The organism is Achromobacter pulmonis, assembly GCF_902859765.1.
Lineage (GTDB): Bacteria > Pseudomonadota > Gammaproteobacteria > Burkholderiales > Burkholderiaceae_B > Achromobacter > Achromobacter pulmonis.
On record NZ_CADIJV010000004.1, the window covers coordinates 102,067 to 127,160 of the forward strand.

The window sequence follows — 25,094 nt, forward strand, 5'->3', positions numbered from 1 at the left end:
TCAAGATCGTCACTCGCGTTACGGGATGAGCCCCTACGGCGGCCGTTCATGCGCCGCTCAATGTGAGAATGAGAATAACATATGTTCGCATTGTTGCGGTTGTTTTCATCACTCCGGCACCCTATTGGCGGCGCCGTCCCCGCGCCGCGCCGCCGTTATTTCAAGGCGCCGCGCAGTCGCCCAGGTCATCGCCCATGATGTCGCGGTACCACTCGTGGAAATGCTGCATGCCGTCTTCCATTGGCGACTGGTACGGGCCGCTTTCGGAGGTGCCGCGGCGCAGCAGCGCCAGCCGGCCGGCATCCATGCGTTCGCCGATCTCGTCGTCTTCGACCGCGGTCTCCATGTAGGCCGCGCGCTGCGCCTGGACGAACTCGCGTTCGAACAAGGCGATCTCCTCGGGGTAGTAGAACTCGGCGATGTTGATGGTCTCCTGCGGGCTCTTGGGGTAGAGCGTGGACAGCACCAGCACGTGCGGGTAGAGCTCGATCATATGAGTGGGGAAGTAGGTTACCCAGATCGCGCCGAATTCGGGCGCCGAGCCATCGCGATAGCGCATCAGCGTGTCGTGCCAGTCGCGGTAGACGTCGGAGCCGGGCTTTTCCAGTGAATCGTGCACGCCCACGCGCTGCAGGCTGTGCCGGCGGCCGAATTCCCAGCTCAGGTCGTCGCAGGTGACGAAGCGGCCCAGTCCGGGATGGAACGGGCCGACGTGATAGTCCTCCAGGTAGACCTCGATGAAGGTTTTCCAGTTGTAGTTGCACTGGTGCACCTCGACGTGGTCGAGCACGTAGTCGGAGAAGTCGAACTCCGGCCGCGCGAACAAATGGCCCAGGTCGGCGCGCGGGTCGCGCGGGCCTTCGAACAGCAGGCCATGGCAGTTGTGCAGCGGGAAGCGTGGCAGGTTCAGGCACGGCGTGCTGGGAAACTGCGGCGCGCCCAGGATCTGGCCGCGGTTGTCGTAGGTCCAGCGGTGCAAGGGGCAGACGATGTTGCCGCCGCTGGCGGACAGATTGCCGGCGGGGTTGCCGGGGCCGGTGACCGCGCCGGTCTCGCCGCCCAGGATCAGCGCCTGCCGGTGGCGGCACACGTTCGAGACCAACTCGACGCCATGGGCGTTGCGCACCAGCACACGGCCGCCGTCCTCGTGCGGCAGGCGGCGCCAGTCGCCCGGCTCGGGCACGCCTTTCTCGTGGCCCACGTACAGGGCCGATTGTTTGAATATCCGTTCCTGTTCGCGGGCGAACAGGGCTTGGTCGAAATAGGCCCGAACGTGCAGCGGGCTCAAGGCCTCGCGCACATGCTCAAGGCGGCCAATGTCCGTCATTTCCGACTCCTTGTGCCATCCCGCAAGGCCCGGCCGCCCTCAGGCGGTCACGGCGTGCTCGGCGTCGATCCGGGCCATGCGTTCGGCAAGATCCAATTTGGGGCAGGTGCTGCAGTAATCGCCGTCGCGCCTGCGGAAGTAGTGGCAGCAGACCTGCCGGTCCACCGCGATGGCCGGCTGGTCGGCGCGCTGCCAGGTCAGGTAGCCGCTGCGCCCGCGCAGGCCGAGCAGCGCCATCCATTCGACGGCCTGCCGCTGAGCCCAGTCGTTGGCGGCGGCGCCGTCATCGCGGCGCGCCGCCAGCAAGGCATACAGCACGCAGTCGGCCTGCATGCTCTCGGCGGCGCGCGGGCTGACCCGCAGCACCTGGGTCAGCTCGCGGTAGAAGGTGGCGCAGACATTGCGCAGTTGCGCGGCGGCGGCCTGCATGCGCCGGCCCAGGCAGGCGCGCAGGGGGTCATGGCGCTCCAGCGTGTAGCCGATGATGAAGCCGTCATCCGGCACCGGCTGGTGCATGCGCGACAGGTCGGGCAGGATCGGGCTGCGATGCACGGCGATCACGCTCAGGTAGACCGGCTGCCAGATCAGCAGGCCCCAGCAGCGCAAAGCCAGGTAATGCGGCCCGGCTTCCGGATAGCGCTGGCCCCAGAGATCGCGCAGCCGCGCGATGCTCTGAGCGTTGTCGGCGCCCGGGCGGACGCCCGGGCCGGCCGGCGTCGCGACCTGGCCCGACAGCCCCGGCACCAGGCGGCCGGTCAGGTCCAGCAGATCGTCCAGGTCCCGATTCACGCAAGCGCCCGCGCAGTGTCGGCCTGGCCCTGGCCCAGCCACTCCGGGCGGTAGCGGGCGATGGGGTTGACCAGATTGGGCGCCATCTGGAAGCTGCCGATGGGATCGGCCAGGTTGACCATCTGCAGGTTGTTGGCCAATTGCAGGCGGTTCAGGCACGAATGGATCATCTCGGGCGCGAACAGGTCGTACTGGCGGTACTTTTCCAGGCGCTCGGGGTGGGCGCGCAGGTAGGCATCGATGCGGCCGGCCACCAGTTGCCAGAAGGCATCCTCCCGCATCACGTCGTTATCGACCAGCACTTGCGCCAGGTGGCGGAAGTAGCCTTCGAACACATCGACGAAGATGGTCAGCAGCTTGTACTCCTCGGGCACGTCGGCGGCCAGGCGGCGGGCATTCTCGGGCAGCACGGCGTTGGGGTTGAGGATCGACGATTCTTCGGCGATGTCCTTCATGAAGGCGCGCACCGGCACGTGATCCTCGACCACCAGGATGACGTTCTCGCCGTGCGGCATGAACACCAGGTCGTGGGCGTAGAAGCAGTGCACCAGCGGCGTGAGGTAGGCGTCGACGTAGCGTTCGAGCCACGCGGCCGCGTCCAGCCCCGAGGCGCGGATCAGTTCCGGCAGCAGCGCGCGGCCCTGCGGATCAACGTGCAGCAGCGCCGCCATGGTCATCAGGCGCTGGTTGGCGCCGATCAGCGCGGTCGGGTTTTCGCGCCACAGCGCCGAGAACATCTTCTTGTAGGGGGTGTCGACCGAGATCGCCGCTTCGTAGTAGTAGTTGCGGAATCCCAGCGAGGCCGCTTCGCGCAGGATGGTGAAGCCGTTCTGGCGCAGCCACGGGTCGGCCGAGATCAGCCCGTGCAGGTATTCGTTGATGGCCGGCGTGCCGGACATGTAGTACGGCGACAGGCCGCGCATGAAGCCCATGTTCAGGATCGACAGCGAGGTCTTCACATAGTGCTTGCCGGGCTGGCTGATGTTGTAGAAGGTGCGGATCGACTGCTGCGCCAGGTACTCGTCATCGCCATAGCCCAGGCACACGATCTTGCGCGTGGCCACATAGGGCGCGAACGCCAGCGACAGCTTGTTGAACCACTGCCACGGATGCGAGGGCATGAAGTAATAATCGGCCGGATCCAGTCCCTGGTCGCGCAGGGTCCGGGCGTGGCGCTCGACGGTGTCGGCGCCCAGTTCGTCGCGCAGCAGGCTGTCGTAGTCCATGCTGGACAGGCAGGCAAAATGGGCGTTGTCCTTGTGCACCGCCAGCCACATCACGCGGATCGGGCTGGCGCATTCGGGCGCATAGACGTGGTAGTCCTCGGCGTCAAAGCCCAGCCGGCCATTGTTGGCGACGAAGCTGGGATGGCCTTCGATCATCGCGGTTTCGATGGCCTGGTAGTCGGCCAGCGCCAGCTCGGCGGCAGTCGGCGCGGCGCGGGTGTGCTTGTAGGCGCTGCCGTGCAGCGTGCTGGTGATTTCGTCCAGGTAGATCGGCAGGCGGTCCTCGGGCATGCCGAGCTTGTCGCGGATCTCGATGACGAACTGCAGCGCGTCCAGCGGCGCGGGCGTGCCGGCCATGGTCTTGCTGATGGATTCGGGCGGGATGCGCCAGTGGCGCATGGCCATCAACTGCGCATCGAACTGGTATTCGGCGTGGCCGTCGGCCAGCACCAGGCGGTAGCGGTCAAACCCGGACGCCTCGGCGGGGCCGAGCCGTTCGGGTTCGAGCAACCATTCGTGGGCATATTCCGAGATGGCCTTCTTCACCAGCAGGCGGTTCACTTTGTCCCAGACCTCGGGGGCGAGGTGGCTGGCGATCCGGGCGGGATGGGGGTGGGTGCTCATACGGATGACTCCTGGGGTTGGGCCTGTTCGAATTGCTGCCGGGTGCAAAAGGCGATGCTGGCGGTCTTCTCGCGAAAACGCGCCTGGCCGGCGTAGACAAAACCCATGGCCAGGTTGAGCGCATGGATCTTGCTGTTGTTGCTGTCGGGTTCCACCACCACGCGCCGGGCCTGCAGGCGGTCGAACATGAAGCGCATGACGAAGGCCAGCACGTGGCGGCTGAAATTCGGGATGCGGACCCGCGGCGGGCCGATGAAGATATGCATGCCCAGGTCGCCGGGCTGCACCGGGTAGTGCTCGCCGACCTGGTCGTGGGCCGGGTCGTAGCATTCCACCAGGAAGGCCGGGCGGCCGTCGTGGCTGCCGAGCCAGGCGCCGGCGTGGCCGCTGTCGATCAGGGCCTCGTAGAAGTCGCGCACTTGCGCTTCGGTGAAGGTCTGCATCGACCAGAAGCGGGCGTAGTCCATCGCGAACCACTGGCGCAGCAGGGCGGCATCGCTGGCCGGATCGAGCGGGCGCAGCGCCAGGCCCGCGCCTTCGTCGTAATGGCTGCGCGCCTGGCGGTCAATCTCGCCCAGGAAGGTGGCGGTCATGGTGATCATGGCGGGCTCTCCGGGGTCAGACCGTGGCGGCGCGATGGCCGTCCAGCCGGGGCAGCAGTTCCGAGGCGACACCGCCACGGCATGCCGTGGCGGCTTGCGCCGGGCGATGCGCCAGCACGCCGTTGGCCGGCGGACGGAAGTCCTGCAGCGCGGTGCGCGGCTCGATGGCGTAATGCTCGTGGCCGGTCAGCTCGCGCAGGATCTGCGAATTGCGGTAGCAGCAAAAGCCCAGGTCGGGGTTGGTGACGCCGTGGCTGAGCAGGCCGCTGTTCTGCACGAAGATCTCGTTGCCGCCGGTCGATGCTGTAGTTGCGGGCGATCCGGTAGGCGCCGTCCTCGGCCCAGGCGATGCGGTCATGGATCGGGTTGACGCACGCGGGAATGCTGCGGGCGTAGCCGGTGGCCAGCACCAGCCCGTCGGCCGTGTGCGTGAACGGCTGGCCGGTGTCGACGTGACGGAACTCCAGGTGGTAGCGGGCGGCCTGGCGGTCGTAGCGGCTGGCGCGCAGCTCGGCGTTGGTCAGCAGCGTGTAGCGGCGGTCGCCGTTGTGGATCTTCTCGTCCAGCAAGTCGTAGATCTGGTTGATGAGCGAGGCATTGATGCCCTTGTACAGGCTGCTCTGCTCGGCCAGGATCTGGCGGCGGCGGGCTTCGGGCAGGTCGTAGAAATAGTCGGTGTAGTCCGGCGAGATCAGTTCCAGTGTGAGCTTGGTGTTCTCCATCTGGAAAAAGCGCGGCGAGCGCGTGATCCAGGCCAGGCTGTAGTCGTGCTCGTCGCTGTCGCGCAGCAGGTCATGGAAGACCTCGGCCGCGCTCTGGCCGCTGCCGATGAGGGTAATCGACGCCTGCCGTTGCAGTTGTTGCTTGTGCCGCAGGTAGTCGGCGCTGTGGATGTAGGGCGCCTCGTGCCGGTCGCAGCAGGCTGGCAACGCCGGCTGCGAGCCCAGGCCCAGCACCAGCTTGCGGCAGCGGACCATGAAGCGCTCGCCATTGACGCTGTGCTGGCCGGTGACCAGGTAGGTATCGGTCTCGGGGTCGTGCAGCACGCTCTGCACGTCGCTGTTGAAGCGCAGGTTGGGCAGGCGCGCGGCCACCCATTTGCAATAGCGGTTGTACTCGGCGCGCGTGAGATAGTGGTTCTCGCGCATGTAGTACGAATAGATGCGGCCGGTCTGCTTGCAGTAGTTCAGATAGCTGTATTCGCTGCGGGGGTCGGCCAGGCTGACCAGATCCGCCAGAAACGGATTCTGCAGCGTGGACGCCTCGATCAGCATGCCGGGATGCCAGTCGAAGCCGGGCTTCCTGTCGAGGAAGAGGGCGCGTACGCCGGGCAGCGGCGCCGTCAGGCAGGCCAGGCTGAGGTTGAAAGGGCCGAGGCCGATCGCGACGAAGTCATGGATTTCACGGTTCATGAGGGTGACGCCTTTTGCTGAGTCTGCGTTGCACAGGCGGCGCCGGGAACGGGCACCGCGGAACAGGTCGGGCCGTGGCGCCTAATCAGGCGGAGCGGGACGCGACTGGCGCGCCTGCCTGCCGGTCGACCGCAATGACAAAGGATTCCCAGCGCCGGTATTGCATGAATCGAACATCTGTATGGGTATGATTTTCATTTGCAATAATGGAACTCTAGCAAATGCTTTTTGGGCGCGAAGCGTCGCCGCGTCCTCCCAGGCGGCGCTCATATGCAGGGTGGCGAAGCGCATAGGGACATGGCCGCCACGCATGTCCATGGCAGGCGCGCGGGTTATGCTTGCCGCCATGTCACCGAAACCTCCCGTGCTCAGGCTGCGCGGCGTCTACAGCGACCGCCTGGCGCCCGTCAGCCTCGATCTCGCGGCGGGCGAGTGCGCCGCCATCACCGGCCCCTCCGGGTCGGGCAAGTCGTTGCTGTTGCGCCAGGTCGCCGACCTCGATCCAGGTCATGGCGAAGTCGAACTGGATGGTGCGCCGCGCGCCGGCATGCGCGGTTGGCAATGGCGTCGCCAGGTGATCTATTGCCAGGCCGAGGCCGGCTGGTGGGACGATCACGTCGCGCCGCATTTCACCGACCGGTCCCTGGCCGCCGCGCTGTTGCAGCGCCTGGGCGTGGCGCCGGAAAAAATGGATGCCCTGGTGCAGGAGCTGTCCACCGGCGAACGCCAGCGCGCCGCCCTGGCGCGGGCCCTGGCGCTGGCGCCGCGGGCCTTGCTGCTGGACGAGCCGACCGCGGCGCTCGACCCCGAAGCCACCGCTCGCGTCGAGGCCGAGCTGCGCCGCTATCTCGACGGCGGCACGGCCATTCTGATGGTCACGCACAACCCTGAACAGGCGCGGCGCATGGCGCGGCGCGGCTGGCGCATGGAGCAAGGCCGCCTGGAGCCGCAATGGACGTGATCAAGCTGCAGGCGCTGGACCTGGTCATCGCCTCCTTGCTGGTGCTGCTGTCGGCCGGCATCTCGTTCGCGCTGCGGCTGAACCTGCAGCGCCAGGTGCTGTGGGCGGCATTGCGCACCGTGGTGCAGCTGCTGCTGGTGGGCCACATCCTGCGCCTCGTGTTCGCGCATGCGGCGCCATGGCTGACCGCGCTGGTGGTGACGGTAATGATGGCGCTGGCGGCGCGCGAGGTCGCGGCCCGGCCCAAGGCGCGCCTGGTCCGCCATGGCAACGGCCACGTCGGTACGCTGGCGGTGGCGGCCACCACCTTGGTGACGGCGCTGTTCATCCTCAGCACGGCGCTGCGGCCCGAACCCTGGTATGACCCGCGCTATACCATCGCCCTGGTCGGCATCGTGCTGGGTAGCGTGCTGAACGCCGCCAGCCTGGCGCTGGACGGCGTGCTGTCCGGCGTGCGCCGCGACCGGCTGGCGATCGAGGCGCGTCTGTCGCTGGGCGCGACCGCGCACCAGGCTTTCGCGGCGCTGCTGCGCGAATCGGTGCGGCGCGGCATCGTGCCGAGCATCAACCAGATGTCGGCGGCCGGCATCATCACGCTGCCCGGCATCATGACCGGCCAGATTATTGCGGGCATGGACCCGATCGACGCGGCCAAATACCAGATCCTGCTGATGTTCCTGTTGTGCGGCGCCAGCGGCATGGCGGCCATGGGCGCGGCTTACGGCGCCATGCGGCGGCTGACTGACGAGCGCGGGCGGCTGCGGCTGGATCGGCTGATGCCGGGCCGTTGAGCGGCGCCCGCCGCGGCCGGATTTGATGAAATATCGACGCGGCCCCGCGCATACTGCGACCCTTCATCCATAACGAGGCCGGGGCCGCCGGCCGTCAACGAAGGGCGGGCACAGTATGAGCATTACCGGGATGTTTGCGTGGCTGACCAGCGAGCAGGGCCTGATGGCGTTGCTGGCGCAGAACTGGGTGCTGGGCACCTGCATCATCGCCGCCATCGTGTTTGTCGAGACCGGCCTGGTGGTGATGCCGTTCCTGCCGGGCGATTCGCTGCTGTTCGCCGCCGGCGCGTTCCTGGGCCTGGCGGGCATCGATCCGCTGGTGTCGCTGGCGGCCATCACGGCCGCCGCCATCGCGGGCGACGCGCTCAACTATGCCATCGCCGCCTCGCGCTGGGGCCAGCGGCTGGCGCATAGCCGCTGGGTCAGGCCCGAGCATCTGGAACGGGCGCGTGCCTATTTCGCCCGCTATGGCGCCATGACCATCACCGTGGCGCGCTTTGTGCCCATCGTGCGCACGCTGGCGCCGTTCGTGGCGGGGCTGTCGCAGATGCCGCGCCGCACCTTCTTGGTCTACAACATGGTCGGCGCCGTCGCCTGGTGCGGCTCGATGCTGCTGGCGGGCTACTGGCTCGGCTCCATCGCCTGGGTGCGCGCCAACCTGCACTGGGTGTCCGTTGTCATCATCGGGCTGTCGCTGATCCCGGTGGCGCTGCAAGGTTTGCAGATGCGGCGGGCGCGGCGGGCTCCGCAAGCCTAGGGCAAGCCGCGGCGCGGCAGCGGTTCGATGCCCGCCGCCACGGCCATGTGCGCCAAGCAGAACATGAAAAAGCCGGCGGCTCCGTGAGGAACCGCCGGCTTCGACGCGGCCGGGCCGGGCTGGCCCCGGGGCGCGGTGGCGCTTAGCCGATGTTGGCCAGCACCTGGTTCAGCGTGGCGCTGGGACGCATGGCGCGGCTGGCCTTGTCTTCGTTCGGCTGGTAGTAGCCGCCGATGTCGACCGGCTTGCCCTGGGCGGCCTTGAGCTCTTCCAGGATCTTGGCTTCGCCTTGGGCGAACGCGGCCGCGGCCGGCGCGAACAGCTCAGCCAGGGCGCGGTCGTCGGTCTGGTCGGCCAGGGCCTGGGCCCAGTACATCGCCAGGTAGAAATGGCTGCCACGGTTGTCCAGGCCGCCGACCTTGCGGTCGGGCGACTTGTTCTCGTCCAGGAACTTGGCGGTGGCCAGATCCAGCGTCTTGCCCAGCACCAGGGCGCGGGCGTTGTCGTAGGCGCGGCCCAGGTGATCCAGCGAAGCGGCCAGGGCCATGAATTCGCCCAGCGAATCCCAGCGCAGGAAGCCTTCTTCCAGGAACTGCTGCACGTGCTTGGGCGCCGAACCGCCGGCGCCGGTCTCGAACAGGCCGCCGCCGGCGACCAGCGGCACGATCGACAGCATCTTGGCGCTGGTGCCCAGTTCCATGATGGGGAACAGGTCGGTCAGGTAGTCGCGCAGCACGTTGCCGGTGACGGAAATGGTGTCCAGGCCTTCGCGGATGCGCTTGAGCGAGAACTTGGTGGCCTCGACCGGGGCCAGGATGCGCAGATCCAGGCCGCTGGTGTCGTGGTCGTTCAGATACTGCTTGACCTTGGCGATGACCTGGGCGTCGTGGGCGCGCTTTTCGTCCAGCCAGAACACGGCCGGCGTCTGGCTGACGCGGGCGCGGGTGACGGCCAGCTTGACCCAATCCTGGATGGCGGCGTCCTTGGTCTGGCACATGCGCCAGAGGTCGCCGGCCTCGACGGCCTGTTCCAGCAGCACCTTGCCGGCGGCGTCGGTGACGCGCACGGTGCCGGTGGCGGGAACCACGAAGGTCTTGTTGTGCGAACCGTATTCCTCGGCGGCCTGGGCCATCAGGCCGACGTTGGGCACGCTGCCCATCGTGACCGGATTGAAGGCGCCGTGCTGCTTGCAGTCGTCGATGACGGCCTGGTAGACGCCGGCGTAGCAGCGGTCGGGGATGACGGCCTTGGCGTCCTGCAGCTTGCCTTCGGCGTTCCACATCTTGCCCGAGTCGCGGATCATGGCGGGCATGGAGGCGTCGACGATGACGTCGCTGGGCACGTGCAGGTTGGTGATGCCCTTGTCGGAGTTCACCATGGCCAGTTGCGGCAGCGTCTTGTAGGCGGCGTCGATGTCGGCGGTGATCGCGGCCTGCTGGTCGGCGGGCAGTGATTGGATCTTGGCGTACAGGTCGCCGATGCCGTTGTTGGGATCGAAGCCGGCCTGCTTGAGCGCGGCGGCGTGCTTGGCCAGCACGTCCTGGTAGAACACCGACACCACGTGGCCGAAGATGACCGGGTCGGAGACCTTCATCATGGTGGCCTTCAGGTGCACCGAGAACAGCACGCCCTGGGCGCGGGCGTCGTCGATCTGGGCCTGCAGGAAGGTCTTGAGCTTGGCGGTCGACAGCACGGCGGCGTCGATGATCTCGCCGGCCTTGACCGGGGTCTTTTCCTTCAGGACGGTCTTGGTGCCGTCGGCGGCGGTCAGTTCGATCTTGACGTCGCCGGCTTCGGCGATCAGGGCCGATTTTTCGGTGCCGTAGAAGTCGCCGCTGTCCATGTGCGCCACGTGGGACTTGGAATCAGCCGTCCAGGCGCCCATCTTGTGCGGGTGCTTGCGGGCATAGTTCTTGACCGACAGGGGCGCGCGGCGGTCGGAGTTGCCTTCGCGCAGCACGGGGTTGACGGCGCTGCCCTTGACCTTGTCGTAGCGCGCCTTGACGTCGCGTTCGGTGTCGTTGGCCGGGGCGTCCGGGTAGTCGGGCAGTTTGTAGCCCTGGTCCTGCAGTTCCTTGATGGCGGCCTTGAGCTGCGGCATCGAGGCGCTGATGTTGGGCAGCTTGATGATGTTGGCTTCAGGCTGGACCGCCAGGGCGCCCAGCTCGGACAGGGCATCGCCCAGCTTCTGGCTGTCGTCGAGGTAATCGGGGAACAGGGCGATGATGCGGCCCGCCAGGGAGATGTCGCGGGTTTCGACCGTAATGCCAGCGGACTTCGCGAAGGTCTGGACGATCGGCAGCAGGGAACGGGTTGCAAGCGCCGGAGCTTCGTCGGTGAGGGTGTAGATAATCTTCGGAGTAAGGGACATGATCCTTGAATCTGTTCGGCGGTGGCGCTAGGCGCAAACCCGAACATGCTATGCGGCGTCAGCCGGTAGATGTTGTCGAGAGTGGGTTCGTTTGGGCTGACCCGGGCAGGCCCCGATCGGCTCAACATGGCGACGCCCGTCCTTTATGTGCTGGTCCAATTGCCCGACCGCCTGGAAGGTACGACTGCCACGAATCGAACATTGTAATACTGCGCCCCGCCCGGTGTGCGCGGAAATGGGCGCCAATGGTCCAGCGGGTGTTCAGCGGCCGCGAAAAATCGGATTTTGCCCTCAAGAATGGCGCCAAATGCCCATATCCTGCTGGCTTCGAGTGGCAAGTTGTGGCTAAATCGCCATCTGCGCGCGCCGCATCGCGGGCAGGAAAAATGAACGGGGCGCAGGATGACGATGCACGTTGCACAGCCCCGTCGCGGGGAGACACAATGCGGTTTGGCAATCTGTTGTTTGACCCGAAATTCCGCTACGCCAGCCGTATCGATGGCCAGACGATCCACTTCACGCCGGTCGAGAGCGCGGCGCTGGCCTTGCTGACCGGGCACGTGGGCCAGATCCTGCCACGCCAGCGCCTGCTGGATGTGACCCAGCGCGGCCAGGCCGACACGCTCGAGCGCAGCGTTGACCTGCTGATCAACCGCCTGCGCGGCAAGCTGGGCGATTCGGCCCGCGCGCCTCGCTTCATCGCCACCAGCTACGGCCAAGGCTACAGCTGGATCGCCGCGCCCGAACCGGAGCCCGATGGCGATGTCTACGTCGCTGTCGGGCCTGCTGCCGGTCCCGAAGCCTTGCGCGGCGAGCCGCGGGTCAAGGCTTTCCTGGTGGACCTGGCGGACGCCCTGCGAGCCCGCCTGCCGAGCGAACGCGGCGTCAGCCTGCTGTCCCTGGCCGCCGCCGGCGCGGCCAATGCGCCATTCCGCGTCGAGGTCGGCCTGCGCCAGGACGACACCGGCGTGCATTGCGCGGTGGTCTTGCGCGAGGCCGCCAGCGGCCGCGCACTGCGGGCCGAACGCTGGACCATCGCGCCGGCCGACGCGGCCCAGGTCGGCCGCAGCGCCGCGACCGCCTTCGCCGCCTCCATCAAGAGCGAGATCTGGCGCAGCCTGGCCCGCGTCCGTGGCGATGCCGGGCCCACCGACGAACCCATCGAACTGCGCCTGCACCGCGCCGCGTTGCTGCTCTCGCGCAGCCCGCAGAACTGGCTGGACTCCGAGGCCGAACTGGAAAAGCTGCGGGCCGAGCACCCGAACGATCCCCAGACCGCCTTGATGTGGGCGTCGCACCTGTACGCCCGGCTGGTGTTGGACCTGTCCAGCGACCCGGCCGCGCTGGAGCCGCAGATCGAGGCGCTGGTGTTCGAGGCGCTGCCGCATGTGCGCGACGATCCGATGCTGGCGCTGGCGGCGGCCAAGCTGCTGTGCTTTGTCGGCCGTGGTCATCTGGAACTGGCCGAAGCGCTGGCCGAGGAGGCGTTCGCCCGCGGCACCGCGTTTGCTTCGGCCTTCGCGGTGCTGGGCCAGTTGCGGCTGAACCGGGGCCGCCTGCGCGAGGCCATCGAGCACTTCGACCATGCCATCGAGCTGGCCGAACCGGGCTCGGAATTCCAGGTGTTCCTGATGGTGCTCAAGTGCACCACGCTGCTGGCATTGGACGACCGCCAGGCCTGCCAGGCCGCCACCGAGGCCCTGTACCGCGCCAGGCCGCTGACGCGCACGCAGATGGGGGTGTTCCTGGCCTCGCCCGACGAGCCATTGCCCGACGATCTAAGGCAGATCCTGCTGGCGCTGGATGCGGACCTGCTGCGGCGGCTGCTGGCGCACTTCGAATACCTGTTCGTGCGGCGGGTGCCGGACGCGGCCAGCAGGAAGAGCATGTTCCGCGGCGTGCTGGCGCAGCTGGCGCGGCACCGGCCGCTGGATGAGCTGCCGGCGCGGGTGCGGGCCTACCTGTAGGTTCGCGTGCCCGGCCACGCCATTTGACAAACGGCGGCACATGCGGGAAGCTACGCTCCATGATTTTCCGCGCCGTCCGCATTTCGCTGATTATTACCATCATTCCTGGAATGGTGGGTTAGCGCGCGACCGCAGTCAGTCAAACAAACCCGCCCCACGAGGCGGGTTTTTTGTTGCCGCCTCTGCCGGGCTCCGCTCCCCGAACCGCCGCAGAGATTACCCATGCAACAGCCGCAAGCCGCCACCAGCACCGATACCGATACCTTCGCCAGGGGCCAAGCCGCGCCCATGGAGTACGTGCGCCAGATCCTGACGGCGCGGGTCTACGACATCGCCCGCGAGACCGAACTGGACCCGGCCCCGGGCCTGTCGCGCCGGCTCGGCAACCGCGTGCACCTCAAGCGCGAGGACAACCAGCCGGTGTTTTCCTTCAAGGTGCGTGGCGCCTACAACAAGATGCGCAACACGCCGCAGGCGGCGCTGGAGCGCGGCGTGATCACCGCGTCCGCCGGCAACCACGCCCAGGGCGTGGCGATCTCCGCCGCCAGGCTCGGGGTGCGCGCCACCATCGTGGTGCCGCAGACCGCGCCGCAAGTGAAGGTGGACGCCGTGCGCGCCTTCGGCGGCCCGACGGTGCAGGTGGTGCTGGCGGGCGACTCCTACAGCGATGCCTACGCCTACGCGCAGACGCTGGCGCGCGAGCAGGACCTGACCTTCATTCCGGCGTTCGACGATCCCTATGTCATTGCGGGGCAGGGCACGGTCGGTATGGAGATCCTGCGCCAGCTTCCGGGGCGGCCGGACGCGGTGTTCGTGCCCATTGGCGGCGGCAGCCTGGCGGCGGGCGTGTCGGTATACCTGAAGGCGGTGGACCCGTCGGTCAAGGTGATCGGGGTGCAGACGGTCGATTCCTGCGCCATGGCGCAGTCGATCCAGGTGGGCGAGCGGGTCAGCCTGGCCGAAGTGGGGCTGTTCTCGGATGGCACCGCGGTCAAGCTGGTGGGTGAAGAGACCTTCCGCCTGTGCCGCCAGTTCCTCGACGAAGTCATCCTGGTGGACACCGACGCGGTCTGCGCGGCCATCAAGGACGTGTTCCTGGACACGCGCAGCGTGCTGGAGCCGGCCGGCGCGCTGGCGCTGGCCGGGCTCAAGCAGTATGTCGAGCGCGAGGGCGTGAGCGGCCAGTCGCTGGTGGCGATCACCTCGGGGGCCAATATGAATTTCGACCGCATGCGCTTCGTTGCCGATCGCGCCGAAGTGGGCGAGGCGCGCGAGGCCGTGTTCGCCGTCACGTTGCCCGAGGCGCGCGGCAGCTTCCGCCGCTTTTGTGCGGTGATGGGCGCGCGCAGCGTGACCGAATTCAACTACCGCATCGCCGACGCGAACACCGCCCGCATCTTCGTCAGCGCGCAGATCGCGCGCCGCGGCGAGGGAGCCGACATCATGCGCGGCCTGGAGCAGGAGGGCTTCGCGGTCAGCGACCTGACCCACAACGAGGTCTCCAAGCAACACATCCGCTATATGGTGGGCGGGCGTTCGCCGCTGGCGGGCGGCGAGCGGCTGTTCCGCTTCGAGTTCCCGGAGCGCCCGGGCGCGCTGATGAAATTCCTGTCGGCGATGGCGCCGAACTGGAACATCAGCCTGTTCCACTACCGCAACCAGGGCGCGGACTTCAGTTCGGTACTGGTGGGCATCCAGGCGCCGCTGGCGGACGACGCGGCGCTGGACCGCTTCCTGGCGCAGCTGGGCTACGCGCATTCGGAGGAAACCGCCAACGAGGCCTATCGGCAGTTCCTGATCTAGGCGCTGGCTGCGCCCGCGGCCGGCCTATTGCGGCCCCAGCCTGCGGATCAGGGTGTCGAGCATCGCCATTTCTTCAGGGTGCAGGTCGGTCAGCGGCGCGCGCACCGGGCCGGCGTCGTGGCCGACCAGCCTGGCGCCGGCCTTGACGATGCTGACGGCGTAGCCGGCGCAGCGGTTGCGGATCTCCAGGTAGGGCAGGAAGAACTCGTCGAGCAGGCGATTGGTGGTGTCGTGGTCCTGGGCGGCGATGGCGCGGTAGAACTGCATCGCGGTCTTGGGCACGAAGTTGAAGACCGCCGACGAATACACCGGCACGCCCAGGGCGCGATAGGCCGCGGCGTAGACCTCGGCGGTGGGCAGGCCGCCCAGGTACGAGAAGCGGTCGCCCAGCTTGCGGCGGATGCGCACCATGGCTTCGATGTCGCCGACGCCGTCCTTGAAGCCGACCAGGTTGGGGCAGCGCTCGGCCAGCTGGGCCAGCTTGTCGGCCGACAGGCGCGACTGGGCGCGGTTGTAGACGATGACGCCGATCTGGACGGACTTGCAGACCTGTTCGACGTGGTCGGCGATGCCCTGCTGCGAGGCTTCGGTCAGGTAGTGCGGCAGCAGCAGCACGCCCTTGGCGCCCAGGCGCTCGGCTTCCTGCGCGTAGGCGATGGCCACGCGGGTCGGGCCGCCGGCGCCGGCCAGGATCGGCACCTTGCCGGCGCAGGTGGTGACGGCGGTGCGAATGACGTCGGAATACTCATCGGGCGCCAGCGAGAAGAACTCGCCGGTGCCGCCAGCGGCGAACAAGGCGCTGGCGCCGTAGGGCGCGAGCCATTCCAGGCGCTCGGCATAGGTCCGGGCGTTGAAATTGCCTTGCGCGTCGAAGTCGGTCACGGGGAAGGAGAGCAGGCCTTCCGAAACAATGGCCTTGAGTTCCTGCGGCGTGGTCATGGGCGGATATCCGTCGGTGGCGCACGCGCGGCGGACGGACTACCGCGCGAACATCGGTTGAATAGGTACGTCATCGTATAACATGATTTTCACCGATTCAATCCGAACCCACCCACGTTTTACTGGCTAGATTCTGCATTTATCCGGGAAAATCCGCGCTGCGGACAGCGGTCTGTCCAGGGATAATTTCTTTAGTTGTACGATAACTAGCGAGATGCCGCGAACCGCGGTATCGCTTTCGAGGATGCCACATGCCGCTCGCGCCTGACCCCGCGCCCGTACTGATCAAGATTCACCCGCAGGACAACGTCGCCATCGTCGCCAACGAGGGCGGCCTGCCAGCCGGCACGGCGTTGCCGGACGGCCTGGTGCTGGCCGAAGCCGTGCCGCAGGGCCACAAGGTGGCGCTGTGCGATCTGGCGCGGGGCGCTCCGGTGCGCCGCTATAACGTGGTGGTGGGCTACGCGGCGCGCGACCTGGCGCGCGGCAGTTGGGTCAACGAACGCGTCACCACCATGCCCGCGGCGCGCACGCTCGACGACCTGCCGGTGGGCACGCGCGCGATCGCGCCGCCGCCGGCCCTGGCAGGCCACACGTTCGAGGGCTACCGCAATGCCGACGGCACGGTCGGCACGCGCAACATCCTGGCCATCAGCACCACCGTGCAGTGCGTGCAGGGCGTGGTGGAACACGCGGTCGAGCGCATCCGCCGCGAGCTGCTGCCGCGCTATCCCAATGTCGACGGCGTGGTGGGTATCGAGCACACCTATGGCTGCGGCGTTGCCATCGATGCGCCGGACGCGGCGATTCCGATGCGCACGCTGCGCAATATCGCCCGCAATCCCAATTTCGGCGGCGCCGCCATGGTGGTCAGCCTGGGGTGCGAGAAACTGCAGCCCGAGCGCCTGCTGGCGCCGGGCGCGATCCCGATCCGCGCGGGGCAGGGCATGGCCGGCGCGGGCGCCGTCGAGACCATCGTGCTGCAGGACGACGAACATGTCGGCTTCGAATCCATGATCGCCAATATCATGCGCACCGCCGAGCGCCACCTGGAAACGCTGGACCGGCGCCGTCGCGAGACCTGTCCCGTGTCCGATCTGGTGGTGGGCGTGCAGTGCGGCGGCAGCGACGCCTTCTCGGGCGTGACGGCGAACCCCGCGGTGGGCTTCGCGGCGGACCTGCTGGTGCGGGCCGGCGGCACCGTCATGTTCTCGGAGAACACCGAGGTGCGCGACGGCATCGACCAACTGACCGCGCGTGCCGCCACCCCGGAAGTGGCCGAGGCGCTGGTGCGCGAGATGGCCTGGTACGACGACTACCTGCGGCGCGGCGGCGCCGACCGCAGCGCCAATACCAGCCCCGGCAACAAGAAGGGGGGGTTGTCCAATATCGTGGAAAAGGCGATGGGCTCGATCATCAAGTCCGGCACGTCCAACATCGACGGCGTGTTGGCGCCGGGCGAGCGGCTGACGCGCAAGGGCCTGATTTTCACCGCCACGCCGGCCAGCGACTTCATTTGCGGCACATTGCAATTGGCGGCCGGCATGAACCTGCACATCTTCACCACCGGCCGCGGTACGCCCTACGGGCTGGCGCAGGTGCCGGTGATCAAGGTCGCCACGCGCAGCGACCTGGCGCGGCGCTGGCACGACCTGATGGACGTGGACGCGGGCCGCATCGCCACCGGCCAGGCCTCCATCGAGGAGGTGGGCTGGGAGTTGTTCCGGCTGATGTTGGACGTGGCCAGCGGCCGGCGCCAGACCTGTGCCGAGCAACTCAAGCTGTACAACGCCCTGGCGCTGTTCAACCCGGGGCCGGTGACCTGACGCGGCATCCGTTCATTACGACAGCAAGCGGGCGCGGGCAGCGCAAAGCGCGGCTACCCGGCGGGAAACCAGCTGCGGGACGTCGCGGCGCCGCAATGACAACGGCCCGTGCGATGCCAGGCACCGCACGGGCCGTTGTCGTTCGCGCGCTGATCAGTCGGCGGCGGGCGTGTCCGCCGATGCCTGCGCCGGCGCGTCCGCTACGGGCGCGGCCGCAGCCTCATCGGGGGCATCGGCCTGGGCCGGCGCCGGTTTGGCGCCATCGGCCGCCGGCTTGCCCGGATTTGCCTTGCCCTTGCCGCCACGGCCACCGCCCGCCTTGGCGTGGCGCCGCGAGGCCATGCGTTTGGCGTGCTGCGCTTCGTTGGCGGTCACGGCGCCGTTGGGTTCGCCGTTCAGGTCGACGCGCGCGGCGCCTTCGACCATGCAATCCCAGTAGCGGCGGCCGTCGCACCAGGTCTTGACGGCCTGCTTGATCTCGTCGGCGCTGAGCTGCAGGGTCTTGGCGTGCTGCACCAGGTCCTCCAGCACCCCCAGTTTGAGCGGCACCTTGGGCGCCGGCTTCTTGGGGAAGGCTTTGGGGAATTGCCGCTGCAGTCGCGAAATGGCGATCAGCACCGGGTCGACCGGCGTCTCGCGCCGCTCGGCGGCGGGCGCGCGCGCAGGCCTGCCGGACTTCTTCTGCGAAGCCGCCTCGCCAGCGTTCGGACGCGGGGGTTTCTTCTTGGAAGCCGCCTCTTCTTGAGCCTGCTTGACAAGCAGTCCTCGGATTGCGGCTAGCTGTTCTAGGCCCATAGTGTGCTGCAAGTTCTGATGTTGAAAGCGTGGAGCATAACAGTTGTGGCGTGTCGGATTGAAGTTGCGGCCCCGCGGCGGCCGTCGTAAGCTGCTCGCCACGATGGGCAAGCACACGCGGTATACGTTCACAAGCATGTCCGCCGCCTCCCGCCGCGCGCGGGCCTGGCTGGCGGCGGGGCTGCTGGTTTTCCAGTCGCTGGTGGCCGCGACGGCGTCCGGCGCGCCGGCGCTGGCGCTGGACGCGAGGGGAGCGTCCGTCATCCTGTGCACGGCCGACGGCCCACGTCTGGTGGCGCTGGATCGCACGGACGTCGCCGGCGCCTCTGGCACCGCGCCTGCCGGTTTCCCTGCCTCCCACGGCGTGGACGGCACGTTGCCGCACTGCTGCGCCGCCCATTGCGCCATGTTCACCGGCGCCGGCCCGCCCGCCTTCGCGGAACTGGCCTGGCGCCTGCCGCTGGCGGCAGCGGCGCTGCCGCGCGTCTCGCCAGCCACGCCATGCCCGCGCGGCGAGGCGCCCTGGCTGCCTCAGCAATCACGCGCGCCACCGCGCGCCGCCTGATTCTTGCGCCCGCATCGTCCCTGTCACCGCGCAGGCGCGATGCGGGCGCGCTCCCGTGCCTGATCCCGTACCGTCCGTCGCCGCGTGCGCGCAATCTTCTTTCGCGCCCGCGGGGTTCTTTTTTCAACGGCTTTGCGCCGTCGCTACCTCGGAGTCCCATCATGTTCAAACCCGTATTCATCGCCGCCACCCTGGCGCTCGCCCCGCAATGGGCCTGGGCCCATGCCCACCTGCGGGATGCGTCGCCGGCCGACAAGGCCGAGGTGACCGCGCCATCCACGGTGACCGCCAGTTTCTCCGAAGGGCTGGAGCCGGCGTTTTCGTCGCTGACCGTGCTGGACGCGGCCGGCCGACAGGCCGTGCCGGCCAAGGCGGCGCCCGCGCCCGGCGATGACAAAACGCTGGTGCTGCCTGTCGCCAAACCCTTGCCGGCCGGCGCCTACACCGTGAAATGGCAGGCCTTGTCCAAGGACGGCCACAAGACCAACGGCGCCTGGACGTTCACGGTCAAACCCTGAAATGGACACGTTGTGGGTCGTGTTTGCGCTGTGCCGGGCCGTGAGCGCCGGCGCGGCGGCGATGCTGTTCGGCGCCAGCGCCATGCTGGCGCTGGGCGGCGCGCCGCGCCTGGGCGTGGCCGCTGAAACCGCGCTGCGGCCGGCCCTGCTGCGCATTGGCGCGGTGGGACTGGTGGCGACGCTGTGCCTGCTGCCGTTGCAGGCCGCCAGCATTGCCGGCGATTGGCGCGCGATGCTGGACGGCGACATGCTGGACACGGTGACGCTGCAGACCCGCTACGGCCAGGCCTGGGTGCTGCGCGCGCTGTGCGCGGCCGCCGTGCTGGGCGTGGCGCTGGGGCTGCGGCCGGGCCGGCCCTCATGGCTGGCCGGGCCAGCGGCGGTGGCGCTGGCGCCGCTGGCGTTCAGCGGCCACGCGGCGATGCATGAAGGTGGCTGGGGCGTGGCGCACGCAATCAACGACTACCTGCACGTGCTGGCCGCCGCGTTCTGGCTGGGGTCGTTGCCGGTGTTCCTGTCGTGGCTTGCGGCCTGGCAGCGTCCGCACGCGCGCGCCGAGGCCACGCGGGCCTTGTTGCGGTTTTCAGCCTGGGGGCATGTCGCGGTCGGGGTTCTGCTGGTGAGCGGCGTGGCCAACGCGGCGCTGATCCTGGGCCCGGCGGTGCTGGATACAGGGTCGGCCTATGTGCGGGTGCTGCTGCTCAAGGTCGCGCTGGCCCTGGCCATGACGGGCCTGGCGCTGGCCAACCGCTATCGCTGGATCGCGCGTATCCGGAAGCAGCCGGTCCGGGCGCTGCGCGCCATCCGGCGCAATACGGTCGCGGAACTGGCGCTGGGCGGCGCAGTGCTGGTGATCGTGGGCGCGCTGGGACTGATGCCGCCGTCGTAACGGGCCGCGCGGGCCATCGCCACGTCAGGCGCTATCCCGCCAGCACCAGCAACAGGGCCAGGGCCAGCAGCAGGCCGAAGGCGGCCAGCGCGGCGGGCAGCAGTTGGGCATACACCAGCCGCTCCTGGCCCTGGCCCTGCGCCAGGCCGGCGGCGATGGACATGCGGACCGGCGAAAAGAACCCCATCGACGTGCCCGCCACGTGCAGCAGCGCCGCAGCCGCGGGCAGGTTCAGGCCGGCGTGCAGCGCCAGCGACAGCTGCGACGGCATGAACAGGCTGTTGGGCGCGTTGCCGCTGTTGGCGAGGATGCCGAAGGCGCCGGCCAACAGCGGCGTGATCAGCAGCGTCCAGTCATCCAGGGCCCGGAACAGGCCGTCGGCGTAGGCCCGCGAAATGCCGGCGCCGGCCAGCACCTCGGCCATCATCGCGAACAGGAACACCGACAGGACCGCGTGCCTGCCGGTGCGCCAGGCGTAGCCCGCGTTGTCCGCCAGCAGTCCCGGCCGGCGGCGCCAGGCCGCGATCAGCAGCGCGCCGCCGATCAGCCAACTGCCGGCATGCAGGAACGGCGCCCACGCCGGCAGGTCGGGGTAGGGGCTGAAATGCGCCAGGCTGGCCAGGCCCTGGTGCAACGCCGGCACCAGCCGCGTGACGACCAGGCAGGCGATCAGCACGATGTATGGCAACGCGCCACGGGCGGCGGCCCGCAATTGCGCCAGGCCGGGCCGGCGATCCAGCACGAACCGCAGCACGATCAGGGGCCCATAGGCCGCCAGCAACGCGGTTTCCGGGCCCAGCAGCGCGGTGGCGGCGGCCAGCAGGGCCAGGCTGACCAGCATCCATGCCGCCTCGCGGGCGCGTTCGGCCATCGTGGCCGGCAGGCCCGCGCGCCGCGCCGTGCGCCAGAACAACGTCATCCAGATGCCCATCATCAGGGTCACGGGCACCATGCCATACAAAGCCAACTGCGCCGGCGGCACGCGCGCATAGGCGGAGGCCAGCAGCGTGCCGCTGCCCATGGCGCCCCATGGAATCAGCGTCTGACTCAGGAGCGCGAAGACCATCAGTTCGCGCGGCTTGAAACCGAGCGGGCGGATCAACAGCACGGTGCCCAGCATGCCGACGCCGAAACCGGTGGCCGATTCGGCGAACGGGCCCACCAGGAAACAGGCGAAGAACAGCAGGCGGCGGCGCGCCAGGGCAGTTGCCGGCGCGCCGGCAGGCTGGCCCGCGGGCGCGCTGCCCCGCGCCGCCATCTGCCAGAACAGCAGGCCGCCCAGGATGTACGGGGTGATGACGCCGCCGATCCAGAGTCCGCGCGCCAGCGCCTGCCCTAGGGCGCCCGCGCCGAAAGCGCCGGGGGCCGCTAACCCTGCCACCGCCATGGCCGCCAGCAGCCCGAGCACGGCGGCCAGCGTGGTGTTGAGACGGCCGCTGGCGATGGCGCCGATCACCACCAGCGCCGGCAACGACCACAGCAGGTACATCATGGCGCGCCGCCCGCCAGGGCGGATGTGCGGCAGGCGTGGCGCGGGCCGTTCAGGCGGGGCGCCACGTTCAGCAGGCCGCCGCGAAACCGCGCAGGATTCCCCGCGCGTGCGGCGTGGGCGCCAGCGCGGCGCGCAGCGCGGCCACGTCATGGCCTGCGGCCGCCAGGAAATCCTGGCGGCGCGCCAGGCAGGCATCCATCAGCCCGGCGGTGAATTCCGGGTGGAACTGCACCGACAGGGCGCGCGGGCCGTAGCGCAGGATCTGGTGCGGATCGTGGCGGCTGGCGGCCAGCACCGTGGCGCCGGCCGGCGGCCGCAGCACGCTCTGTTCGTGCGTCAGGAGGGCCGGGAACGGATCGGGCAGGCCGGCCAGCAGCGGATCCGCCGCGGCGGCGGGCAGGCACCTGACCGCGTGCAGCCCGATTTCGCGGCCGCGCGGATGGTAATCGACCTCGCCGCCGAAGGCGTGGGCCATGAGCTGGTGGCCGTAACAGATGCCGAGCAGCGACAACTGCGCATCCATCGCTTCGCGCAGCCATTGCGCGGTGCGCTCGCTCCAGGGTTCGCGGTCGGTGACCATGGCCCACGAACCCGTCAGCACCGCGCCGCGCAGCGCGGCCGGGTCGGGCAGGTCGTCGCCGGCGGCCGGATGGATCACGGTCAGGGGCGCGCCCACGCCCGCCAGGGCCGCCATGACCCAATCCGCCTGCTCGCCGTGGGCGGCGCGCAGATCTTCGGGCGGTCTGCCCATTTGCAGGATGGCTAGCGGTCGGAGTGGCATGGCGATGACGGCGTCGGCGAGGCCCCGGACAGGCCCCGCGCAATGATGGGGCCGCCGCGCCCATTCATCAATAGCCCGGCGCCGCTATCTGCCATGAACGGGGTTGATATCGGCCGGGATGCCGGATGCCGGCGCATCGGCATGGCCGCGCCCGGTGCGCCGGCCAGGCGATCGTGGCAGTGCCGATCAGGCACGCCAGGAAGGCGGCGCGCCAGGCGCCGAAGATCCTCGGGCGGCTCACCATTTGTAGCGCACCGAGCCCACGATCTGGCGCCCCTGGCCAAGATAGCAATAGCCGCCGCTGCACGTCTGTACCTGCTTGTCGGCCAGGTTCTGCACGCTCAGGCGCGCCTGCCATCCCTTGAGCGCCGGGTGGGCGTAGCCGGGTTCGAAGTTCACCGACACATCGAACAGCGTGGCCGCCGGATTGCGCATCAGGTTGAGCTTGTCGCCATAGCTGGCGCCGATGTAGCGCGCGCCCGCGCCCAGGCCAAGACCGGCCAGCGGCCCTTGCGGCAGGCGATAGTCAAGCCACAGGCTGGCCAGGTGGCGCGGCTGGTAGGACGGTACCTTGCCGATCTCGGCCGGGTTGTTGCTCTTGATCACTTCGCCGCGGTTGTAGCTGTAGCTGGCGATCAGTTTCAGGCCGCGCTCCAGATCCGCCAGGCCTTCCAGTTCGAGGCCGGTGGAGCGGATGGTGCCGGCCAGTTCCGACCAGGGCTGGCCGGGCACGACGCGCGCCGCGTCCTTTTCCTCGATGCGGTAGGCGGCCAGCGTCACATAGCTGCGGGAACCGGTTGGCTGGTATTTGATGCCGGCCTCGATCTGCTCGCCGTGGGTCGGGTCGAGCACCTCGCCCGTCCGTGTCAGGCCGGTGTTGGGAGTGAACGAGGTGGAATAGTTCATGTACGGCGCCAGGCCGTTGCCGGCCAGGTACAGCGCGCCGGCCTGCCAGGTGAAGGCGCGGTCGGACTTGGCCGTGGCAGGCTTGCTGCGGTTCAGCAGGTTGCGTTTGTCATGGCGCAGCGTGTCATAGCGGCCGCCCAGCGTCATGCGCCAGTTGCCCAGCGAAGCCTGGTCGGACAGGTAGAACCCGTGCTGTGCATTGCGTTGCAACGACGATGAAAGGTTCGTCGGCGAGGTTGGTCGCGACACGTTGCCGTACTGGGGATTGTCCAGGTCCAGCGCGGGGTAGCCGGTCAGATAGCCATTGCCCTGACTCCATTTCAGCCATTGGTAGTCAAAGCCGGTTAGCAGGTTGTGGGCGACTTGGCTGGTGTTGAACCGCACGGTCGCGTTGTTATCCACCGACACGTTCTTGACCATGCTTCTGATGCTCCAGGCGTTGCGCTTAAGCAGGCGGGTACCCGGCTCCAGACCGGCCCCGCTCAGATAACGCGCGTCCAGGTCGATACGGCCGTGGCGTAATTGCTGGCGCAGCGTGACGTTCTGGCTTAGGCGATGCTCCAGCTCGTAGCCGATCTGGTATTGCGTCTGGCGCTGGTGATCGTAGCGCGGATCGCTGACGCGGATCTTGGTGACCTTGCCGTTTTCGACGTAGTTGCCGACGTTGGCGTCGGTCTCGTCCTTCAGGTATTGGCCGAGCAGCGTCAGCGTGGTGTTCTCGCCCAGGCGGAACTCGAACGACGGCGCGAACAGGTCGCGGTCATCCGCGATCATGCGTTCGGTTTCACCGCGCCGCACCAACCCGATCACGCGGTAGCGCGCGCTGCCAGATGCGTTGATGTCACCACCCATGTCGAACGCGGCCTGCTTGCGGTCATGGGTCGAGCCTTGCAGCATGATCTCGTGGACCGGGTCCGGACCCGGCCGCTTCGAGATCCGGTTGATGACGCCGCCGGGTGTGCCCTGGCCATAGAGCACCGACATCGGGCCCTTGACGATGTCGACGCGTTCCAGCGCATACGGCTCGGTGCGGAAGTAGGCGTAAGAACCCGGCGTCTGGCGCAGGCCGTCGAGATAGTCGCCGGTGGTGTTGACCGAAAAGCCGCGGATCGAGATCTGGTCGAAGCGCGGATCGAACCCGGCGCTGCCCGTGCCGACGCCGGCCGAATAGCGCACCGCCTCGACCATCGAGGTGGCGCCGCGCGCGTCCATCTGAGCGCGCGTCACCACGCTGACCGAGCGCGGCGTTTCCATCAGCGAGGTAGCGCTCTTGAGGGCGCTGCCGCTGGCCTGCGCCACGAACGCGTCGGCCTCGCGGGCGGCGGCGCCGATCACCGCGATGGGCGCCAGCGTGGCCGGCCCCGCAACTTGCGGTTGCAACACGTAATGCCCGTCAGGCGTGCGCGCGGCGGCCAAGCCGCTGCCTGCCAGCAGCGCGGCCAGTGCCTCCGGCACCGTGTAGCGGCCGGAGAGGCCCGGACTGGTCTTGCCCTGGGTCAGCGGCATGGCGCCGCCGAGCGGCACGCTCGCGGCCAGGCCGAACGCGTTCAGCGCCTCGGTCAGCGGGCCGGCCGGAATCTCGTAGGCGCGGCGGCTATCGGCTGTCGATGCCGGCTGGGCCAGCGCCGGCATCAGGCCGGCCAGCGCCAGGCTGGCGGCCAGCACCCAGGGGCGCGACCCTTGGCGGCGGGCGGGGAGGGGGGGTAAGGCGTGAGAGCGATTCATGACGGTTCCGTATTCGTGCATCGGCGGA

At 68.6% G+C, this 25,094-nt stretch carries 19 protein-coding genes and 1 pseudogene; 9 read left to right on the forward strand and 11 right to left on the reverse strand.

Translation table 11 applies throughout. The annotated features are described in order from the left end of the window. Positions 1 to 160 precede the first annotated feature (160 nt). The 5 genes and pseudogenes from HV701_RS05485 to HV701_RS05505 all read right to left on the reverse strand — a co-directional run bounded on the left by HV701_RS05485 (position 161) and on the right by HV701_RS05505 (position 5,980). Positions 161 to 1,327: an aromatic ring-hydroxylating oxygenase subunit alpha gene (locus tag HV701_RS05485; protein ID WP_175132062.1), complete on the reverse strand. Its 1,167-nt coding sequence runs from the start codon at positions 1,325 to 1,327 to the stop codon at positions 161 to 163. Positions 1,328 to 1,366: 39 nt separating this feature from the next. Continuing rightward, on the reverse strand, positions 1,367 to 2,116 hold the full coding sequence (locus HV701_RS05490) for a siderophore ferric iron reductase (protein WP_175132063.1): 750 nt from the start codon (positions 2,114 to 2,116) through the stop codon (positions 1,367 to 1,369). Further along, the gene (locus HV701_RS05495; protein ID WP_420867808.1) at positions 2,113 to 3,966 is read right to left on the reverse strand and encodes an IucA/IucC family protein; all 1,854 of its coding nucleotides are present in this window, start codon (positions 3,964 to 3,966) and stop codon (positions 2,113 to 2,115) included. The genes HV701_RS05490 and HV701_RS05495 overlap by 4 nt, the downstream gene beginning before the upstream one ends. Then, positions 3,963 to 4,568 carry a GNAT family N-acetyltransferase gene (locus HV701_RS05500; protein WP_175132064.1) on the reverse strand — a complete coding sequence of 202 codons (606 nt, stop codon included), beginning with the start codon at positions 4,566 to 4,568 and terminating at the stop codon, positions 3,963 to 3,965. The genes HV701_RS05495 and HV701_RS05500 overlap by 4 nt, the downstream gene beginning before the upstream one ends. Positions 4,569 to 4,584: 16 nt before the next feature. Further along, a pseudogene (locus tag HV701_RS05505) lies at positions 4,585 to 5,980 on the reverse strand (lysine N(6)-hydroxylase/L-ornithine N(5)-oxygenase family protein). Positions 5,981 to 6,326: 346 nt separating this feature from the next. Here HV701_RS05505 and HV701_RS05510 point away from each other — a divergent pair. The 3 genes from HV701_RS05510 (at position 6,327) to HV701_RS05520 (ending at position 8,489) form a co-directional block, all read left to right on the forward strand. Beyond that, positions 6,327 to 6,941, forward strand: coding sequence for an ABC transporter ATP-binding protein (locus tag HV701_RS05510; RefSeq protein ID WP_236756629.1), 615 nt, complete (start codon positions 6,327 to 6,329; stop codon positions 6,939 to 6,941). Then, positions 6,932 to 7,732 (forward strand): ABC transporter permease, encoded by an 801-nt coding sequence (locus HV701_RS05515; protein WP_175132066.1) that lies wholly within the window; start codon positions 6,932 to 6,934, stop codon positions 7,730 to 7,732. The genes HV701_RS05510 and HV701_RS05515 overlap by 10 nt, the downstream gene beginning before the upstream one ends. A gap of 115 nt (positions 7,733 to 7,847) precedes the next feature. After that, the gene (locus tag HV701_RS05520) at positions 7,848 to 8,489 is read left to right on the forward strand and encodes a VTT domain-containing protein (protein WP_175132067.1); all 642 of its coding nucleotides are present in this window, start codon (positions 7,848 to 7,850) and stop codon (positions 8,487 to 8,489) included. 142 nt (positions 8,490 to 8,631) lie between these two features. Here the strand turns inward: HV701_RS05520 and HV701_RS05525 are convergent, their stop codons facing one another. Next, positions 8,632 to 10,860, reverse strand: coding sequence for an NADP-dependent isocitrate dehydrogenase (locus tag HV701_RS05525; RefSeq protein ID WP_175132068.1), 2,229 nt, complete (start codon positions 10,858 to 10,860; stop codon positions 8,632 to 8,634). A 443-nt stretch (positions 10,861 to 11,303) separates the two neighbouring features. On the opposite strand from HV701_RS05525, the gene HV701_RS05530 reads away from it, so the two are divergent. Beyond that, a complete protein-coding gene (locus tag HV701_RS05530; protein WP_175132069.1) occupies positions 11,304 to 12,827 on the forward strand; it encodes a winged helix-turn-helix domain-containing protein in 1,524 nt (507 codons plus the stop codon). Between the two features lie 222 nt (positions 12,828 to 13,049). Further along, complete coding sequence (gene ilvA, locus HV701_RS05535; protein WP_175132070.1) at positions 13,050 to 14,630, forward strand: threonine ammonia-lyase, biosynthetic; 1,581 nt, start codon at positions 13,050 to 13,052, stop codon at positions 14,628 to 14,630. Positions 14,631 to 14,654: 24 nt separating this feature from the next. Here ilvA and kdgD read toward each other — a convergent pair whose 3' ends face one another. After that, a complete protein-coding gene (kdgD, locus tag HV701_RS05540; protein WP_175132071.1) occupies positions 14,655 to 15,569 on the reverse strand; it encodes a 5-dehydro-4-deoxyglucarate dehydratase in 915 nt (304 codons plus the stop codon). 251 nt (positions 15,570 to 15,820) lie between these two features. Here kdgD and garD point away from each other — a divergent pair, with 251 nt between their 5' ends. Beyond that, entirely contained in the window at positions 15,821 to 17,395 is a 1,575-nt protein-coding gene (gene garD, locus HV701_RS05545; RefSeq protein WP_175132072.1) for a galactarate dehydratase, read from the forward strand. 153 nt (positions 17,396 to 17,548) lie between these two features. Here garD and HV701_RS05550 read toward each other — a convergent pair whose 3' ends face one another. Beyond that, positions 17,549 to 18,190, reverse strand: coding sequence for a ProQ/FinO family protein (locus tag HV701_RS05550; protein ID WP_175132073.1), 642 nt, complete (start codon positions 18,188 to 18,190; stop codon positions 17,549 to 17,551). A 136-nt stretch (positions 18,191 to 18,326) separates the two neighbouring features. Between HV701_RS05550 and HV701_RS05555 the strand changes: the two genes are divergently transcribed. From HV701_RS05555 to copD, 3 genes are all read left to right on the forward strand, one after another. After that, positions 18,327 to 18,755, forward strand: a complete 429-nt coding sequence (locus HV701_RS05555) for a hypothetical protein (protein WP_175132074.1) — start codon at positions 18,327 to 18,329, stop codon at positions 18,753 to 18,755. 161 nt (positions 18,756 to 18,916) lie between these two features. Further along, on the forward strand, positions 18,917 to 19,273 hold the full coding sequence (gene copC, locus HV701_RS05560; protein WP_175132075.1) for a copper homeostasis periplasmic binding protein CopC: 357 nt from the start codon (positions 18,917 to 18,919) through the stop codon (positions 19,271 to 19,273). 1 nt (position 19,274) lies between these two features. Further along, entirely contained in the window at positions 19,275 to 20,162 is an 888-nt protein-coding gene (gene copD, locus HV701_RS05565; protein WP_175132076.1) for a copper homeostasis membrane protein CopD, read from the forward strand. Between the two features lie 31 nt (positions 20,163 to 20,193). On the opposite strand, the gene HV701_RS05570 is transcribed toward copD, so the two are convergent. From HV701_RS05570 to HV701_RS05580, 3 genes are all read right to left on the reverse strand, one after another. Next, complete coding sequence (locus HV701_RS05570; RefSeq protein WP_175132077.1) at positions 20,194 to 21,654, reverse strand: hypothetical protein; 1,461 nt, start codon at positions 21,652 to 21,654, stop codon at positions 20,194 to 20,196. Between the two features lie 67 nt (positions 21,655 to 21,721). Next, positions 21,722 to 22,435, reverse strand: coding sequence for a glutamine amidotransferase (locus HV701_RS05575; protein ID WP_175132078.1), 714 nt, complete (start codon positions 22,433 to 22,435; stop codon positions 21,722 to 21,724). A 237-nt stretch (positions 22,436 to 22,672) separates the two neighbouring features. Beyond that, complete coding sequence (locus tag HV701_RS05580; RefSeq protein WP_175132079.1) at positions 22,673 to 25,066, reverse strand: TonB-dependent siderophore receptor; 2,394 nt, start codon at positions 25,064 to 25,066, stop codon at positions 22,673 to 22,675. Between the last annotated feature and the right edge of the window lie 28 nt (positions 25,067 to 25,094).

Bases quoted from the DNA above. Each gene is read 5' to 3' on its own strand.
- HV701_RS05485 (WP_175132062.1), bottom strand. From the start codon at position 1,327: ATGACGGACATTGGCCGCCTTGAGCATGTGCGCGAGGCCTTGAGCCCG.
- HV701_RS05495 (WP_420867808.1), bottom strand. From the start codon at position 3,966: ATGAGCACCCACCCCCATCCCGCCCGGATCGCCAGCCACCTCGCCCCC.
- HV701_RS05500 (WP_175132064.1), bottom strand. From the start codon at position 4,568: ATGATCACCATGACCGCCACCTTCCTGGGCGAGATTGACCGCCAGGCG.
- HV701_RS05510 (WP_236756629.1), top strand. From the start codon at position 6,327: ATGTCACCGAAACCTCCCGTGCTCAGGCTGCGCGGCGTCTACAGCGAC.
- HV701_RS05515 (WP_175132066.1), top strand. From the start codon at position 6,932: ATGGACGTGATCAAGCTGCAGGCGCTGGACCTGGTCATCGCCTCCTTG.
- HV701_RS05520 (WP_175132067.1), top strand. From the start codon at position 7,848: ATGAGCATTACCGGGATGTTTGCGTGGCTGACCAGCGAGCAGGGCCTG.
- HV701_RS05525 (WP_175132068.1), bottom strand. From the start codon at position 10,860: ATGTCCCTTACTCCGAAGATTATCTACACCCTCACCGACGAAGCTCCG.
- HV701_RS05530 (WP_175132069.1), top strand. From the start codon at position 11,304: ATGCGGTTTGGCAATCTGTTGTTTGACCCGAAATTCCGCTACGCCAGC.
- ilvA (WP_175132070.1), top strand. From the start codon at position 13,050: ATGCAACAGCCGCAAGCCGCCACCAGCACCGATACCGATACCTTCGCC.
- kdgD (WP_175132071.1), bottom strand. From the start codon at position 15,569: ATGACCACGCCGCAGGAACTCAAGGCCATTGTTTCGGAAGGCCTGCTC.
- garD (WP_175132072.1), top strand. From the start codon at position 15,821: ATGCCGCTCGCGCCTGACCCCGCGCCCGTACTGATCAAGATTCACCCG.
- HV701_RS05550 (WP_175132073.1), bottom strand. From the start codon at position 18,190: ATGGGCCTAGAACAGCTAGCCGCAATCCGAGGACTGCTTGTCAAGCAG.
- HV701_RS05555 (WP_175132074.1), top strand. From the start codon at position 18,327: ATGTCCGCCGCCTCCCGCCGCGCGCGGGCCTGGCTGGCGGCGGGGCTG.
- copC (WP_175132075.1), top strand. From the start codon at position 18,917: ATGTTCAAACCCGTATTCATCGCCGCCACCCTGGCGCTCGCCCCGCAA.
- copD (WP_175132076.1), top strand. From the start codon at position 19,275: ATGGACACGTTGTGGGTCGTGTTTGCGCTGTGCCGGGCCGTGAGCGCC.
- HV701_RS05570 (WP_175132077.1), bottom strand. From the start codon at position 21,654: ATGATGTACCTGCTGTGGTCGTTGCCGGCGCTGGTGGTGATCGGCGCC.
- HV701_RS05575 (WP_175132078.1), bottom strand. From the start codon at position 22,435: ATGCCACTCCGACCGCTAGCCATCCTGCAAATGGGCAGACCGCCCGAA.
- HV701_RS05580 (WP_175132079.1), bottom strand. From the start codon at position 25,066: ATGAATCGCTCTCACGCCTTACCCCCCCTCCCCGCCCGCCGCCAAGGG.